The organism is Azonexus sp. R2A61 (assembly GCF_021401135.1).
In the GTDB taxonomy this organism is placed as follows: domain Bacteria; phylum Pseudomonadota; class Gammaproteobacteria; order Burkholderiales; family Rhodocyclaceae; genus Azonexus.
On sequence record NZ_JACBFO010000001.1, the window covers coordinates 600,409 to 616,153 of the forward strand.

The window sequence follows — 15,745 nt, forward strand, 5'->3', positions numbered from 1 at the left end:
CTCCTCAGGCTTTCCGGATGGCGAAGCTGTTGGCGTAGGCTTCGGCCTTGGCCGGATCGAATTCCTTGCCCATCACCTTGACCTTGCGCAGGTTCTCCTTGGGCGGGTTCATGCCCAGTTCGCTCATGTACTTGCGTGCATCGGTGAGCAGGTAGACCTTTTCCGCGATGTCCTTGTAGCGAACGTCGCCCTTCACGTAACCCCAGCGCTTCATCTGGGTCAGGATCCAGTAAGCCATCGAATACCAGGGGAAAGGATCGTAGTCGACACGTTCCGGCACATTGACCACATTGCCCAGGCCGTCGGCGAATTTTCCGGTCAACACCTGGTCGAGCACTGCTTTCGGCTGATTCAGGTAGTTGGCCGGCGCCAGTACTTCGGCCATGATCGAGCGGTTTTTCGGATCGCGGGCCATCGCCGCCGATTTCAGGATGGCACGGTAGAGTGCCGCGAACGTGTTGGGGTTCTGCTTGATGAAGTCGGTCGGGATGGAGAACGAACAGCAGGGGTGGCCATCCCAGATGTCGCGCGACAGGATGTGGATGAAGCCCAGTTCGTCGTATACCGCGCGCTGGTTGACCGGGTCGGGTCCGAGGAAGCCGTCGATGTTGCCGGCACGCAGGTTGGCGACCATTTCGGGCGGGGCGACGACGCGCAACTGGACGTCGGTGTCCGGATTGATGCCGTGTTCGGCCAGGTAGTAGCGCAACAGCAGGTTGTGAATCGAGAACTCGAACGGGATGGCGAATTTGAAGCCCTTCCAGTTCTTCGGGTCGCGGTTGTTCTTGTGTTTGTTGGCCAGGATGATCGCCTGACCGTTGACGTTCTGGATCGTCATCACGTTGGTCGGCATCGCGTTGGAACCGACACCCATCGAGATGGCCAGCGGCATCGGTGCCAACATCTGGGCCGCGTCGTATTCACGATTCATCGTCTTGTCACGGATCAGCGCCCAGCCGGCAGTTTTCATCATCGTCACGTTGAGCCCCTCTTTTTTGTAGAAGCCGAGAGGGTCGGCCATGATCAACGGGCTGGCGCAGGTGATCGGGATGAAGCCGACTTTCAGGTCCTTCTTTTCCAGGCTGCCCTTTTCCTGGGCCATTGCTTCCAGGGCACCGAAGGGGATCAACGAGGAAATGGCTGCCCATGCGGTCGACACACCGACCGTGCGCAAAAAGTGGCGGCGTTCCTCGTCCTTGGGGAAGAGTGCGCGCATCACGGTGGACTGGATCACCCGCTGGTTGAGCGCTTCGGTTTCCGCCAGATCGTGTTCCGCCTGACTGGCGTGCCGGCCGCAATTGCAGGCCGACAGTTCGGTGTTGGGGTCGAAGGGGTTGTTGAGGGACATGGTTCGCTCCTTGGTTTTGATTGATCCGTTGTTGCTATGCAGCAATTGTTCCCGGCCGGGACCGCCCTTGTTTTGTGCCTTCGTCGTCGATATTGCCGACGGAGAGAGCACTCAGGTGGTGCATCTGTTGGCCGGGGCTCACCATTTCAGAACGCCAGGGGCTCGAAATCGGCCTTGGTCACCCCGCACTCGGGGCAGTACCAGTCGTCGGGAATGTCGGCGAAGGCGGTGCCGGGGGCGAGCCCGCTGTCCGGGTCGCCGATCGCTTCGTCGTACACCCAGTTGCACACCTTGCAGAGCCATTGCGTGGTCTGGACGGTTTCGCTCATCGTCTTCTCCTCGCTCACATGCCGCTGCATTCGTGGCCGCCTTCGATACGCGCGATCTCGCGGCGCAGGTGTTTGGTGGCCGGGGTGACGATGGCGATGAAGTAGGCTTCGCGCAGGCGGCGTTGCGCCGGATTGCGTACCAGGTAGCCCTTGGCGCCCTGATGCAGCATGGCGGCGTTGGCGGCGCGCAGTGACAGTTCGCCGCCGGCCAGACGCAGCTTCAGGATATCCAGTGTCCGCTCGCTGCCGGGGCCTTCGGAAAGTTCGTCAGCGATGTCGTAGACCGCGACACGGGCGCCGCGCAGTGCGCTTTCGATGTCCTCGACCTGGTCGTCGAGGTACTGATTGACGTGCGCCAGCGTCTTGTTCGACTGCTGCATCAGCTTGCAGCAGGCCTCGATCAGGCCCAGTCCCATGCCCATCTGGGCGTGGATCATGCCCGGCTTGATGCGCTTGACGTAGGCCTCGGATTCACTCGGGTGGGCCAGTACCATGTCGTCCGGGATGAAGGTTTCCTTGAAATGGCAGGCCAAGGTGCGGGTGCCGTCGAGCCCGATGAAGTGGGCGCAATCGACCAGCTTGAAACCAGGCTGTGCGCAATCGACCAGCACGAAGACCAGCTTGCCGTCCTCGCCGGCGACCGGACAGCCCGTGGCGAAGACGTGATCGGCACCGAGATTCGAGACCCACGGCAGCACGCCATTGATCACGTAGCCGTCTTCGACGCGGCGGGCGGCGAGGCGGAAGTCCTCGATTGTGTCGCAAGACTTGACGGTGTTCGACAAGCCGGTGCCGGCCAGTTGTTCGCCGCTGGCGATGCGCGGCAGGTAGTGCTTCTTCGCCCATTCGTTGCCGGACATCTGGATGTAACGGGCACAGGCCGTCTGGCACCAGACCAGGAAAGCGCTGGACAGGCATTCGCGGGCAACTTCCTCCATGACCTGGACGACATGCTTCATGCCCAGGCCGTTGCCGCCGAAGGCGCTATCGACGGCACCACGGAAGCCACCGGCCTGGCCGAGGGCACGCAGGAAAGTCTCCGGATATTCGGCCTTCAGATCGACGTCCAGCACCTTGGGCGTCAGGTGAGTGGCCATCGCGGCACGGACGGCGCCCAAGTCATCTTCGGCGCAAGGGGCGGGCAGGGTGAAGCCGCGGTGCTCGGCGGCGGCGAGGGTGGCAGTGCTCATGGGCGAACTCCTGATCTGGTAGGCATGCCCGGGAAAGTGGGCGGGTTGCCTAGGTAATGGCAAGGCGCATGCCAGTCAGAAATTCGTTGTTAAATCATTCGGTTAGTTGTTGGGCCCGGAAATCATGAATCAACATTTTGTGAACAATTTGTTTACATTCTGTTCTTTCGCGGGACCGCGATGTCGAGCACCTGAATGCGGTAGTTCAACTGCCGCAGGGTCAGGTTGAGCGCCTTGGCGGTACGCGATTTGTTGCCACCATGGGCGACCAGGGCGGCAGCAATCTGAGCGCGTTCGCCGTTGCCGACCGGTTGGTAGGTTCGCACGGCATCGCCGGTGGCGTCGGCGATGCCGTGCTGTACCGGGACTGGCGAGGCAAGCGCCTCGATGGCTTGGCCCTGGGCTTCGGTAACCAGCACGAAGTCTGCCGTGGCCTCGTCGATCTCGTCGCCGCGGGCCAGCAGCACGATGCGTTCGCAGACGTTGTAGAGCTGCCGGATGTTGCCAGGCCAGGGGTAGGAAACCAGGCTGGAGAGTGCGCCCGGGGCGATCAGCACATTGCGCTGGTGGCGCTGGTTCAGTTGCGACACGAAATGGCGGACCAGCAGCTTGATGTCGCCGCTGCGTTCGCGCAGTGCCGGTAGGCGGATCGGGATGACGTTGAGCCGGTAATAGAGGTCGAGTCGGAAACGGCCGGCGCGGACCAGCGCCATCATGTCCTGATGGGTGGCGGCGACGATGCGCACGTCGACCGGGATTTCCTTGCGCCCGCCGAGGCGCTCGATGACTTTTTCCTGCAGCACGCGCAACAGCTTGACCTGAACCGGCAGTGGCAGGTCGCCGATTTCGTCGAGGAACAGCGTGCCGCCATCGGCCTGCTCGAAGCGGCCGATGCGCTGCTGCCCGGCACTGGTGAAAGCGCCTTTCTCGTGGCCGAACAATTCAGCCTCGAACAAGGTTTCCGGGATCGCCGCGCAATTGACCTTGACGAAGGGCCGGTCGCGGCGCGGGCTCTGCAAATGCAGCGCTCGGGCGAACAATTCCTTGCCGGTGCCCGATTCGCCGAGCAGCATCACCGTTGCGTCGCTGCCGGCAACCTGCTCGAGCTGGCCGAGCGCCTCCATCAGCTGTGGTGCTTCGCCAACGATGCCGAAGTTGCCCGGTGCCTGGCGCTTCTTCTCCAGTTCGGCGCGCAAGGTGCGGTTTTCTTCCTTGAGCAGCGCGGTGCGTGCTTCGATCAACTGGTTCAGGTGAATGACCTGTCCGATCAACTCGGCGATCGTGCGCAGGATCTGTAAATCGGCGCCGAGCGAGCGTTGCCGCTGGCGCAGCCGGTGCACGCCGAGTACACCGATGATCCGTGCCTCGATCAGGATCGGCAGGGCGATGAAGGAAACCGTGCCGGTCGGCAGCGTTGACCGCGGCACGGCCCGCGCCAGGTAAGCTGGTTCGTGGTCGATGTCCTGAACGATCAGTGTTTCGCCACTGTGCATCACGCGACCGGTGATGCCTTCGCCGGGCTCGTAGCGCCCGCGTTCGATCTCGGCCTGGGTCAGCCCGTAGGCGTGGCGTATCGCGAGATCACCGGCGGCTGGATCGGGTAGCACGACGCGGCCTCGGTTCAAGCCGATCAGTTCGGACAGCAGATGCAGCATCTCGCGAATCGAACTGGCTGGATCGTGGCCGCGACCGAGTAGTCGGATGCTTTCACGGATCAGTAATTGTTCCTGATCGGCGAGGTTTTCCTCGCTGTAGTTTCGTTCTGTATTTTTCACTGCAGGGGCCGGGGCGGAGGAGTTTCCCGGAATCCAAGCAGTAAATGTGCCGAAATGGGGTTTAGCGGATCAGCGGTTGCCGTTCGTCGGGGGCGCTGTCGACCTGGAACAGTCGACGGTCTTCCAGGCGCAGTGCACTCAGCTGGCCGCCCCACAGGCAGCCCGAATCGAGTGCCAGCAGATTCGGCGTGAGTTTCAGGCCGAGTGCCGACCAGTGGCCGACGACCAGTACGCTGTCGGCGCTGCGCCGTTGTGGTGCGTCGAACCAGGGCAGGTAGCCGGCCGGTGCATTGGCCGTTTCGCCCTTGGTCTTGAACTCCATGACGCCTTCCGCGGTGCAGAAGCGCATCCGGGTCATCGCATTGACGATCACGCGCAGGCGGGCCCAGCCGGTCAGATCATCGGACCAGGCGGCCGGTTCGCTGCCCCACAGTTGCTGCATGAATTCGGCGAACCGGGTGCCCTGCAGGGCGTCTTCCACTTCGCGCGCCAGTTCGCGGGCGCGGGCGGCAGTCCATTGCGGCAGCAGGCCGGCATGCACCATGCAGTACTCGCCTTCGACATGGCACAGCGGCTGCCGACGCAGCCAGCCGAGCAGTTCGTCGCGGTCGGGGGCGTCGAGAATGGCCTGCAGCGTGTCGTCCCTGGCCCGGAAGCGGGCGCCGCCCTCGGCGACCATCAGCAGGTAGAGGTCGTGATTGCCGAGTACGGTCAACGCGGCATCGCCGAGGGATTTGATCAGCCGCAGCGTTGCCAGCGATTGCGGCCCGCGATTGACCAGATCGCCGACCAGCCACAGCCGATCCTGCGCCGGATCGAAGGCGCAGGCGTCGAGCAGGCGACACAGCGAATCATGGCAGCCCTGGATGTCGCCGACGGCAAAAGTGGCCATTTATTGCGGTCGACCGTGGAAAACCGGGAAAAACGAGCGACGGGTCGGCTGGTAACGATACCGCATCACTCTACCGTCACCGATTTTGCAAGATTACGCGGCTTGTAGCTACGGCCGGCCGCTGATGCGGCCTTAACCTGGACAAGCCAGGTTAGCCTGCGCTGCAAACCGCGTGTCGGTGGATATTGATGCCTCATCACTCCACCGTCACCGATTTTGCAAGATTGCGCGGCTTGTCCACATCCGTGCCCTTGACCAGGGCGGCGTGGTAGGAGAGCAGTTGCAGCGGCACGACGTGCAGGATAGGCGACAGCTGGCCGTAGTGTTCCGGCAGGCGCAGCATGTGCACGCCTTCGCTGTGCGGGATTTCCGAGTCGGCGTCGGCGAAGACGTAGAGTTCGCCGCCGCGGGCGCGAACTTCCTGCAGGTTGGATTTGAGCTTTTCCAGCAGCTCGTCGTGCGGGGCGACGGCGATCACCGGCATGTCGGCATCGACCAGGGCCAGCGGGCCGTGCTTGAGTTCGCCGGCCGGGTAGGCTTCGGCGTGGATGTAGGAGATTTCCTTGAGCTTCAGCGCGCCTTCGAGGGCGATCGGGTAGTGCCGGCCGCGGCCGAGGAACAGCGCGTGCTGCTTGTCGGCGAAGCGGCGGGCCCAGCCTTCGATCTCGCTTTCCAGCGCCAGCACCTTGTTGACCGCAACCGGCAGGTGGCGCAGCTGGTCGATGAAGGTCGCTTCCTGCGTTTCGTCGAGGCGGCCCCTGAGTTTGGCGACGACCAGCGTCAGCACGAACAGCGCGGCGAGCTGGGTGGTGAAGGCCTTGGTCGAGGCGACGCCGATTTCGGGGCCGGCGCGGGTGATGAAACGCAGCGCCGATTCGCGGACGATGGCCGATTCCGGGACGTTGCAGATGGCCAGCGTTTTGCTCTGGCCGAGGCTCCTGGCGTGGCGCAGCGCGGCCAGCGTGTCGGCCGTTTCGCCGGACTGCGAGATGGCGACGACCAGTTGCCGCGGATTCGGCACCGAGGTCCGGTAGCGATACTCGCTGGCGATCTCGACCGTGCACGGCACGCCGGCGATGCTTTCCAGCCAGTAGCGGGCGGTCATCCCGGAATGGCTGCTGGTGCCGCAGGCGAGGATCAGGATATGGTCGATATCGGCGAGCAACGCGCCGGCATCGGCGCCGAAAATGCCGGGCTGGATGCTTTTTGCGCCACTGACGATTTCCAGCGTGTTGGCCAGCGCTTCCGGCTGCTCGAAGATTTCCTTCTGCATGTAGTGCCGGTAGTGGCCGAGTTCGACGGCGGCGGCCGACAGTTCGGAGACATGCACCGGTCGTTCGACCGGCGTGCCGTCCAGCCGGGCGATGCGCACCGTGCTTGCGGTCAACTCGGCGATGTCGCCATTTTCCAGATAGACCATGTTGCGCGTCACCTGCAGCAGCGCCGAGGCGTCGGAGGCGGCGTAGTTGCCGGTTTCCGAAATGCCGAGCAGCAGCGGCGAGCCTTCGCGGGCGACGATGACGGTTTCCGGCCGGCGCTGGTCGATGACGGCGATCGCATAGGCGCCGACCAGTTGCCGGCAGGCGAGGCGGACGGCGGTAAACAGGTCGTTTTCGCTGTGCAGCAGGCGTTCGATCAGGTGGGCGATGGTTTCGGTGTCGGTATCCGAGGTGAACACGTAGCCTTGCGCGCTCAGTTCAGCGCGCAGGCTTTCGTAGTTCTCGATGATGCCGTTATGGACGACGGCGATGCTGCCCGAGACGTGCGGGTGCGCGTTGCGCTCGCTGGGCACGCCGTGCGTTGCCCAGCGGGTGTGGGCGATGCCGGTGCTCGAGATCGTGCCGGCCGACTCGGTTTCCAGCTCGGCGACACGGCCGACCGAGCGGATGCGTTCGATCGTTGCTGCGCCGATCACCGCCAGCCCGGCCGAGTCGTAGCCGCGGTATTCGAGCTTCTTCAGTCCTTCGACGAGGACCGGAACGATGTTGTTGCCGGCTGCTGCCGCGACGATGCCGCACATGGTGATTTCCTCAGCGCTGGTAGTAGTCGCGATACCACGCGACGAAACGGGAAACGCCCTCGCCGATCGGCGTTGCCGGCTTGAAGCCGACCCAGGCGTCGAGCAGGGCGGTGTCGGCGTAAGTGGCCGGCACATCGCCGTCCTGCATCGGCAGGTAGATCTTTTCGGCAACCCGGCCGATGGCGCTTTCCAGCGCGCCGATGAAATCCATCAGCGGTACCGGATCGCTGTTGCCGATGTTGAAGACGCGGTACGGCACATTGCTGCTCGCCGGGTCGGCGGAAATCGGGTCGTAGCCGGCGTCGACCGCAGCCGGCTTGTCCACGACGCGGATCACGCCCTCGACGATGTCGTCGATGTAGGTGAAGTCGCGTTTCATGTCGCCGTGGTTGAACACCTTGATCGGCTCGCCGCGCAGGATGGCGCCGGCAAACAGGAAGGGCGCCATGTCCGGCCGGCCCCACGGACCATAGACCGTGAAGAAGCGCAGGCCGGTGGTCGGCAGGCCGTACAGGTGGCTGTAGGTGTGCGCCATCAGCTCGTTGGCCTTCTTGGTCGCCGCGTACAGGCTGACCGGGTGATCGACGCTGTCGTGCTCGGAGAACGGCATCTTGCGGTTGCCGCCATAGACGCTCGAACTCGACGCATAGACCAGGTGCTGCACGGCATTGTGCCGGCAGCCTTCGAGGATGTTCACGAAGCCGAGCAGGTTGCTGTCGGCGTAGGCGTGCGGATTCTGGATCGAATAGCGGACGCCGGCCTGGGCGGCCAGATGGACGACGCGGTCGAACTTTTCGGTGGCGAACAGTTCGGCAACACCCTGACGGTCGGCGATGTCGAACTTGACGAAGCGAAAGCCGGGACGGCCGTTCAGCCGGGCCAGCCGGGCGTCCTTGAGCGCCACTTCGTAGTAGTCGTTGAGGTTGTCGATGCCGACCACCTCGTCGCCGCGCTCGAGCAGGCGCAAGGCGGTTTCGCAGCCAATAAATCCGGCAGCGCCGGTGACGAGGATTTTCATGCGGTCAACATTGGGCAAAGGTTGGATTTTACCGCGCGGGGCGGTCGGCCAGCTGTTTCTCCAGCATCTTGGCGTATTTCATGAAGCTGTTGAAACAGCCGATGGCAATATGCACCAGCCCGGGCAGGCCGTCGCGAAAGCCCTGGCGAACGAGGTAGAACTTGATGAAACGGATCAGCGGGCTGAAAAACAGGCGGCCGAAGCTGGCCCGCTTGCCGGCGGCCAGTGCCATCTCGGCGGCCAGCGAGGTGTAGCGGTTCTGCTTGGTCAGATAGATGGCCAGCGTTTCGGCCGAATCGTGCAGCAGGTCGCCGGCCAGCGTGCCGACCGGGCCGTCGGCGACGACCTTTTCGTGCACCGCGTCGGCCGACCAGCGGGCGCGGCGGCGGTCGAACAGGCGCAGCGACCAGTCCGGGTAGCCTTCGCCGTGCTTCAGGTAGCGGCCGAGGAAACGGTTGCAGCGGGCAAAGCGGAAGGCGGCGGTCGACGGCGCCTGCAGCGCGTTTTCGATGCCGGTGCGCAGTTCTGGCGAGACGCGCTCGTCGGCATCCAGGCACAGCACCCAGTCGTGTTTCGCCGCCTCGACGGCGAACTGCTTCTGCGGCCCGAAACCCAGCCACTCCTGCTGGACGACCCGCGCGCCGCGTGCTTCGGCCAATTCGACGGTGCCGTCGGTGCTGCCCGAATCGACGACGACGATATCATCGGCAAAGGCCGCGCTGTCCAGGCAGGCGGCCAACTGGGCAGCGGCGTTCAGCGTGATGATGGCGACGGAAAGCGGCTGGCGCTGGGTGGGCATTTATAATCGCGGTTTTGCAAAGCCGACATTCTATCCGCCGATGCGCATCCTGCTCGTGAAAACCTCCTCGCTCGGCGACGTCATCCACAACCTGCCGGTGGTCGGCGACATCCGCCGGCATTTCCCCGGGGTCACGGTCGACTGGTGCGTCGAGGAGAATTTCGCGGCGATCCCGGCCTTGCACCCGGACGTGTTGCGCATCGTGCCGGTGGCCATCCGGCGCTGGCGGAAAAACCTGTTGAACGGCGATACCTGGCGGCAGATCGCCGAATTTCGCCGCAATTTGCGCGAAAATCCCTACGATCTGGTCATCGACACTCAGGGCCTGCTGAAAAGCGCGCTGTTCGCCCGTCAGGCCTGCGGCCCGAAGGCCGGCTATGCCGCCGATTCGGCGCGCGAACCGCTGGCGGCGCGCTTTTACGACCGGACGTTCAGTGTCGATCGCCATTTGCATGCGGTTGTCCGCAACCGCCAGCTGGCCGCGCTGGCGCTCGGCTACGAACTGTCCGGCGAGCCGGACTACGGCATCGCCGCGCCGGATGAAGCCTTGCCGTGGTTGCCGGAAAAGCCTTATGTCGTGCTGTTGACCGCAACCAGTCGCGACGACAAGTTGTGGCCGGAGGCGCGCTGGACGGCGCTCGGCCGGCAACTGGCCGAACGCGGCATCGCCGCCGTGCTGCCCGGCGGCAGTCCCGTCGAGCGCGAGCGCGCGGCACGTCTGGCGGCGAGCATGCCCGGTGCCGTCGCGGCGCCGCCGTTGGGCATTCCGGCGCTGGCCACGGTGCTGGCCGGCAGCCGGGCGACGGTCGGCGTCGATACCGGGCTGACCCATCTGGCGGTCGCGCTGGCGGTGCCGACGGTGGCCTTGTACACGGCGACCGACCCGGGGCTGACCGGCGTGCTCGGCAGCGGCTTCTGGCGCAATCTCGGCGGCAAGGCCCAGGTGCCGACGGTGCAGTCGGTCTTCGATGAACTGCAGGCGGTGTTGTGATGGCGCGCATCGCCTATTCGCTGCTGCTCTATCTGCTGACGCCGCTGATCTGGCTGCGCTTGTTGTGGCGCGGGCGAAAGCAGCCGGAATATCTGCGGAATGTCGGCGAACGTTACGGCTTCTACGGTCAACGGGCGGATTCGGGGGAAAACCGGCCGATTCTCTGGGTGCACGCCGTATCGGTGGGCGAAACCCGTGCCGCCCAGCCGTTGATCGAGGCCCTGCTGGCTCGCTGGCCGGAGCATCGCCTGCTGCTCACCGGCATGACGCCGACCGGCCGCGCCGCCGGGCGCGAGGTCTATGCCGAAGCCTGCGGCGAGCGCTTGATCCAGGCCTATCTGCCCTACGACTATCCTGCTGCGGTCGACCGCTTCCTGCGGCATTTTTCCCCGGCGTTCGGCGTGCTGATGGAAACCGAGATCTGGCCCAACCTGCTGGCGGCGGCACAACGACGCGGTGTGCCGGTGATGTTGGTCAATGCGCGCCTGTCGGCGCGTTCGGCGCGCGGCTACGGCAAGGTCGGTGCACTGGTCCGGCCGGCTTTCGCCGCGCTGGCCGGGACGGCCGCGCAGACGGCCGAGGATGCGCAGCGTCTCGGCGCGCTGGGGGCGGTTGCGGTCGACGTCTGCGGCAACCTGAAATTCGATGTCGTGCCGCCGGCCGACAAGCTGGCGCTCGGCCGCGACTGGCGGCAGGCCGTCGGCAATCGCCCGGTGTGGCTGGCGGCCAGCACCCGCGAGGGCGAGGAGCCGCTGATCCTGGCCGCCTGGCGCAAACTGGCGGTGCCGGGGGCGCTGCTGGTGCTGGTCCCGCGCCATCCCCAGCGCTTCGCCGAGGTGGCCGCATTGCTGCAGCGCGAAGGCGTGCCCTTCCGGCGCCGCAGCGAGGGCTTGCCGGAAGCCGGCGATGCTGTCTGGCTGGGCGACAGCATGGGCGAGCTGGTGGCTTACTACGCGCTGGCCGATCTCGCCTTCATCGGCGGCAGCTTGCTGCCGCTCGGCGGGCAGAACCTGATCGAGGCGGCGGCTTGTGGCTGTCCGGTGGTGATCGGGCCGCATACTTTCAATTTCCAGCGGGCGACCGAGGATGCGATCGCGGCCGGTGCGGCGCGGCGGGTGGGTGATGTCGATGCGCTGGCGCTTGCGGTCGACTGTCTGCTCGGGCAGAAAAGCACGGGAAGCGAGGCGAGCGGAGAAACGGAATTGGCTGCGATGCGCGCGGCCAGTCAGGCTTTTGCCGCAGCCCACCGCGGTGCGGTGGGGCGGACGCTGGCGCTTATTGCGCGGACGACGGGTCGAGCAGCGCGTTGACCTGTTGCAGCGCGGTCTCGTCGAGCGCGCCGACAGCCGCCTTCAGCCGCAACTGGGCCATCAGGGTGTCGAAAGTCGCCTTGGCCAGGTCGCGGCGGGCCGTATACACCTGGTTTTCGGCGTTCAGCACGTCGATGTTGATGCGCACGCCGACTTCATAACCCAGCTTGTTCGATTCGAGGGCCGACAGCGACGAGGCCTGGGCCGCGCGCAATGCCTTGATCTGGGCCAGGCCGTTGGCCACGCCGAGGTAGTACTGGCGGGCGGCCAGCGCGGCATTGCGCCGACTGGCTTCGAGGCCGGACTGGGCGGCGTTGCGGTTGGCGGCGGCTTCGCGTTGTTTCGACAGCACGGCGCCGCCCTGGAATAGCGGAATGTTCAATTGCAGGCCGATGTTGCTGAAATCGGTGTCGAACTGGCTGCCGTTGATGCTGTTGTAGGTCTTGTTGTAGCCGTGGTTGGCCACCAGGTCGAGGGTCGGGTAGTGGCCGGCCCGTTGGCGCGAGACTTCCCGTTCGGCGATGTCGGCAGCGGCTTGTTGAGCCTGCACGGCCAGGCTGTCGCTTTCGGCAGCGGCAACCCAGCGGTTCATGTCGGCCGGTTCGGGCGGCAGGATCTCCGCATCCTTGCGGGTCGGTGCCAGTGGGCCGGTTTCCTTGCCGATCAGCGCCTGCAGCGTGCGCTGGCGCAGTTCCAGTTCGCTGTCGGCGGCAATTTCCTGGGCCGATGCGAGGTCGTAACGGGCCTGTGCCTCGTGCGTGTCGGTGATCGTGGCGGTGCCGACCTCGAAACTCTTCTTCGCCAATTCCAGCTGCTGGGCGATGGCTGCCTTGTTGGCCCGCAGCGCGGCCAGGTTTTCGCTGGCGTAGAGCACGTCGAAATAGGCCTGCGAGACACGCAGGATCAGATCCTGGCTGGCCTGGGCGAAGTTGGCTTCGGCTTGTGCCACCTGCAGCTTTGCCTGATCGTAGGCCACCACGTTCTGCCAGCGGAAGACCGGTTGCGACAGTGTCAGCTGCCAGCCGTTGGCGTTGTAGTTGGGTTTCATCAAGGTCGGACCGTTGTGGGTCGAGAGTTGGTTCTCGTTCCACGAGGTATTGCCCGACAGCGACAGGCTGGGCAGCAGTCCGGACAGCCCCTGTGGCGCCTTTTCCCGGCCGGCATCCAGCGTCGCCCGGGCGGCCGCGAAGTTCGGGTCGTTGTCCTGCGCCTCGCGGTAGACCTGCATCAGGTCTGCTGCGTGGAGCTGGGCAGCGAACAAGGAAAGGAACAAGCAGCCGGACAGACGTTTCATGGTGACCTCAATAACGGCGCATGCCGGGATCGACCTCGCAGGCCCAGGCTTCGACGCCGCCGGCCAGGTTATGCACCGAGGCGAAGCCCTGGCGCTCGAGGAAGAAAGCAACCTGCATGCTGCGTCCGCCGTGGTGGCAGATGACCACTACGTCGCGGTCGGCCGGCAGTTCGCCGGCGCGAAGCGGAATGGTGTGCATCGGAATGTGCTCGGCACCCTCGATGCGGCAGAGTTCGACTTCCCAGGGTTCGCGGACGTCGACCAGAACCGGCCGGGGACGGCTTTCGTCGGCCAGCCATTCGGCCAGTTGCACCGGTCCGAGCTGTTTCATCAGAAGACGAATTCGGCCTTGGCCGGCACGTTGAGCGCGGGAACCACGGTTTCGAACAGGTTGATCGTGTTGTAGACGCCTTCGCCGACGCAAGTGATCAACTGGGCTTCCATGACCGGGGCGCTGCCGACGACGGCTACCAGACGTCCGCCGACGCGCAGTTGCTTGAGCAGCGCCTGCGGGACGGCGGGGACGGCGCCCGACAGCACGATGACATCGTAGGGCGCACGGGCGGCCCAGCCCTGGAGACCGTCGGCCTGTTCGACATTGACGTTGGCGATGCCGGCGCGCTGCAGGGTGTCGCGTGCGCTGGCGGCCAGTTCGGCGTCGGTTTCCAGCGTCACGACGTGTTCGACGCGGGCAGCCAGCAGCGCGGCCATGTAGCCGCTGCCGGTGCCGACTTCCAGCGCGCGATCGCTCTTGCGCAGGTTCAGTTCCTGCAACAGGCGGGCTTCGACGCGCGGTGCCAGCATGCTCTGGCCGCTGCCGAGCGGGATTTCCATGTCGGCGAAGGCCAGGTTGCGGTAGGCGGCCGGCACGAAGTCCTCGCGTTTGACGACGAAAAGCAGGTCGAGCACTTGCGGATCCAGGACATCCCAGGGACGGATCTGCTGCTCGATCATGTTGAAACGGGCTTGTTCGAAATTCATGGGGGTCTCCGCAAGCAAAATATTAGCACAAGCTAATATATCTGTTCGAATAAAGCCGGATTATACCTCGAAGGAATGCGCCGGCATGCCGGCGCGGCGCTCAGCGGCTTTCCTTGATCAGGCGGTCGCGCAGGGGTTGAACCGGTCGAGCGTTGTTGCGATAGAGGCGACTGAAGATGCGGATCTGCTCATCGGAAATGCCGACCGGGGTTTTCATGACCAGCCACAGCACACCTTCGGTGCACGGCGGGGTGGTCAGCGAACCCATGTAGGTGTAGTAAGTCCGTTGTTCCGGTAGCAGGTCGGCCGGATTGACGACTGCGCTGGGCGGCTCGACCGTCAGGTTCTTTTCCAGGGGCAGGTTGTTCCACAGCGTCTGGATCAGTGGATGCTCGACGCCCTGTTGCAGGAGTACGGCGACGACTGCGAGCTGGCCGTCGTCGGCCTTGTGTACCAGGTGGGCGACCATGTCAAAGCGCTGGCCGTTGATCTTTTCCTCGGACGGCCGGTGGAAGTGGAACTGGACCAGTTCATAGGTCTTGCCGGTCAGTGTGATCCGGCTCTCGCCGACATTGACCTGGACCGTATGGCCGTTGTCGACGATGCGGAAGCGTGACGGGCGATAGTCGAACTTGATCGGTTCGAGATCGACCCGGATGCCGTCACGGATGTCGATCGGCGATTGCCGCTCGCCCTTGGCGCAGAGGGTGTTCTTCGGGTCGATCCTGGCCCAGTTCTCCGGTCCGCCGACGCCTTCGTAATCCCAGTGCAGGTGGGCGTGCTGCAGGGCGGCTTCCTCGCTGTGGGCAATTTCCAGCATGTAGCCGCCTTCCGCGGCGGCAGGGCGTTTCGTCGGCATCGGCCGGGGTTTGGCCGGTGGTGCCGCGCTGCGGGTCACCAGCGTGGCACTGGGCGTGACTGGCTTTTCGGGTTTGACGGCCGGTTCGGGCTCGCGCTTCTGGGCCGCCTGCGCAGCTTCAGCGGCGGCCTTCAGGTTCGGCCGGATCGATGGCACGGCCTCGTTACCCGCGTTTTCCGAGGTCTTGATCGCGCTGGCCTTGTTCTTGTCCTTGGTTTTGTCGAGCAGGGCTGCGTTGGCTTCCTGCAACTGGGCGCTTGCCTTGTTGGCCTTTTCGGCCAGTTCGTTGAGGTTTTCCTTGGGCGGCCGGCAGACTTCGCGCAGTACCTTGTCGTCCAGCGTGCCGCTGCGTACCGGCAGGTCGGCGCCGTTCAACTCTTCTTCGCGGACGACTTCGTTTTCGTTTTTCTTGTAGATGCGCTTGATCGTCTTGGCGTTGCGCGTACCGCAGTCGTAGCGGGTGATTGCCTCGATGACGCGATAGCCGTCGCCGGTCCGGGCATCGATCAGTTCCTTGTCGAGCACGACGCGGCCCTGGGCCTGGACGGTGTTGCCCTCGCGCTTGATCGTCGTGCGGTCGAGTTCGATCCGTTTGCCAGGTTCGGCGCTGATGGTCTGCCAGGTCGGTGCGGCGAGCAGGGTGGCAGGGAGGACGGCGAGCAATGCGGCGAATGGTAGCGGGCGCATGACGATTCTTTCTTATTAATCGATGGCTTGTCGGATATATTTCGACCGATTTCTAGCTATCTTGAGCAATTCTTTACATTCCTTGCATTTTGCCTGTGTTTCCAGTAACTTGCAGCCACTCGTTAGGGGTGCCGACCGGTGGGAGAGCCGGTGGCTGAGAGATACCCTTCGAACCTGATCGGGTCATGCCGGCGTAGGGAAACGAAATTTGGAACCAGATCGCTCCTTGCACGTCTCAATCCCGCCTTCTGC

General features: G+C 64.5%; 14 protein-coding genes and 1 riboswitch. Of the genes, 2 read left to right on the forward strand and 12 right to left on the reverse strand.

Annotated features, from left to right (window positions below):
- Positions 1-4: 4 nt before the first annotated feature.
- The 8 genes from L0962_RS03005 to L0962_RS03040 form a co-directional block, all read right to left on the reverse strand.
- Positions 5-1,348: a CmpA/NrtA family ABC transporter substrate-binding protein gene (locus L0962_RS03005; protein WP_234083985.1), complete on the reverse strand. Its 1,344-nt coding sequence runs from the start codon at positions 1,346-1,348 to the stop codon at positions 5-7.
- Between the two features lie 146 nt (positions 1,349-1,494).
- Positions 1,495-1,677, reverse strand: a complete 183-nt coding sequence (locus tag L0962_RS03010; protein WP_234083987.1) for a rubredoxin — start codon at positions 1,675-1,677, stop codon at positions 1,495-1,497.
- Positions 1,678-1,691: 14 nt separating this feature from the next.
- Complete coding sequence (locus L0962_RS03015; protein WP_234083989.1) at positions 1,692-2,867, reverse strand: acyl-CoA dehydrogenase family protein; 1,176 nt, start codon at positions 2,865-2,867, stop codon at positions 1,692-1,694.
- A gap of 152 nt (positions 2,868-3,019) precedes the next feature.
- A complete protein-coding gene (locus L0962_RS03020; RefSeq protein ID WP_234083991.1) occupies positions 3,020-4,642 on the reverse strand; it encodes a sigma 54-interacting transcriptional regulator in 1,623 nt (540 codons plus the stop codon).
- Between the two features lie 61 nt (positions 4,643-4,703).
- The gene (locus L0962_RS03025) at positions 4,704-5,534 is read right to left on the reverse strand and encodes a symmetrical bis(5'-nucleosyl)-tetraphosphatase (protein WP_234083993.1); all 831 of its coding nucleotides are present in this window, start codon (positions 5,532-5,534) and stop codon (positions 4,704-4,706) included.
- Positions 5,535-5,730: 196 nt separating this feature from the next.
- Complete coding sequence (gene glmS / locus L0962_RS03030) at positions 5,731-7,554, reverse strand: glutamine--fructose-6-phosphate transaminase (isomerizing) (protein ID WP_234083995.1); 1,824 nt, start codon at positions 7,552-7,554, stop codon at positions 5,731-5,733.
- A 10-nt stretch (positions 7,555-7,564) separates the two neighbouring features.
- Positions 7,565-8,572 (reverse strand): NAD-dependent epimerase, encoded by a 1,008-nt coding sequence (locus L0962_RS03035; RefSeq protein ID WP_234083997.1) that lies wholly within the window; start codon positions 8,570-8,572, stop codon positions 7,565-7,567.
- Positions 8,573-8,600: 28 nt separating this feature from the next.
- The gene (locus tag L0962_RS03040; RefSeq protein WP_234083999.1) at positions 8,601-9,371 is read right to left on the reverse strand and encodes a glycosyltransferase family 2 protein; all 771 of its coding nucleotides are present in this window, start codon (positions 9,369-9,371) and stop codon (positions 8,601-8,603) included.
- Between the two features lie 40 nt (positions 9,372-9,411).
- Between L0962_RS03040 and waaC the strand changes: the two genes are divergently transcribed.
- Both waaC and waaA read left to right on the forward strand, forming a co-directional pair.
- Positions 9,412-10,362 carry a lipopolysaccharide heptosyltransferase I gene (gene waaC / locus L0962_RS03045; protein ID WP_234084001.1) on the forward strand — a complete coding sequence of 317 codons (951 nt, stop codon included), beginning with the start codon at positions 9,412-9,414 and terminating at the stop codon, positions 10,360-10,362.
- A complete protein-coding gene (waaA, locus tag L0962_RS03050) occupies positions 10,359-11,672 on the forward strand; it encodes a lipid IV(A) 3-deoxy-D-manno-octulosonic acid transferase (protein WP_234084003.1) in 1,314 nt (437 codons plus the stop codon). Before waaC ends, waaA begins: the two co-directional genes overlap by 4 nt.
- On the opposite strand, the gene L0962_RS03055 is transcribed toward waaA, so the two are convergent.
- From L0962_RS03055 to L0962_RS03070, 4 genes are all read right to left on the reverse strand, one after another.
- On the reverse strand, positions 11,638-12,966 hold the full coding sequence (locus tag L0962_RS03055; RefSeq protein ID WP_234084006.1) for a TolC family outer membrane protein: 1,329 nt from the start codon (positions 12,964-12,966) through the stop codon (positions 11,638-11,640). The two genes, waaA and L0962_RS03055, sit on opposite strands and share 35 nt — an antisense overlap.
- 7 nt (positions 12,967-12,973) lie before the next feature.
- Entirely contained in the window at positions 12,974-13,297 is a 324-nt protein-coding gene (locus tag L0962_RS03060) for a rhodanese-like domain-containing protein (RefSeq protein WP_234084009.1), read from the reverse strand.
- Positions 13,297-13,947, reverse strand: coding sequence for a protein-L-isoaspartate O-methyltransferase (locus L0962_RS03065; RefSeq protein WP_234084012.1), 651 nt, complete (start codon positions 13,945-13,947; stop codon positions 13,297-13,299). The genes L0962_RS03060 and L0962_RS03065 overlap by 1 nt, the downstream gene beginning before the upstream one ends.
- Before the next feature lie 100 nt (positions 13,948-14,047).
- Positions 14,048-15,493 carry a carbonic anhydrase gene (locus L0962_RS03070; RefSeq protein WP_234084014.1) on the reverse strand — a complete coding sequence of 482 codons (1,446 nt, stop codon included), beginning with the start codon at positions 15,491-15,493 and terminating at the stop codon, positions 14,048-14,050.
- 114 nt (positions 15,494-15,607) lie between these two features.
- A riboswitch (TPP riboswitch) is annotated at positions 15,608-15,710 on the forward strand.
- The last annotated feature ends 35 nt before the right edge of the window (positions 15,711-15,745 follow it).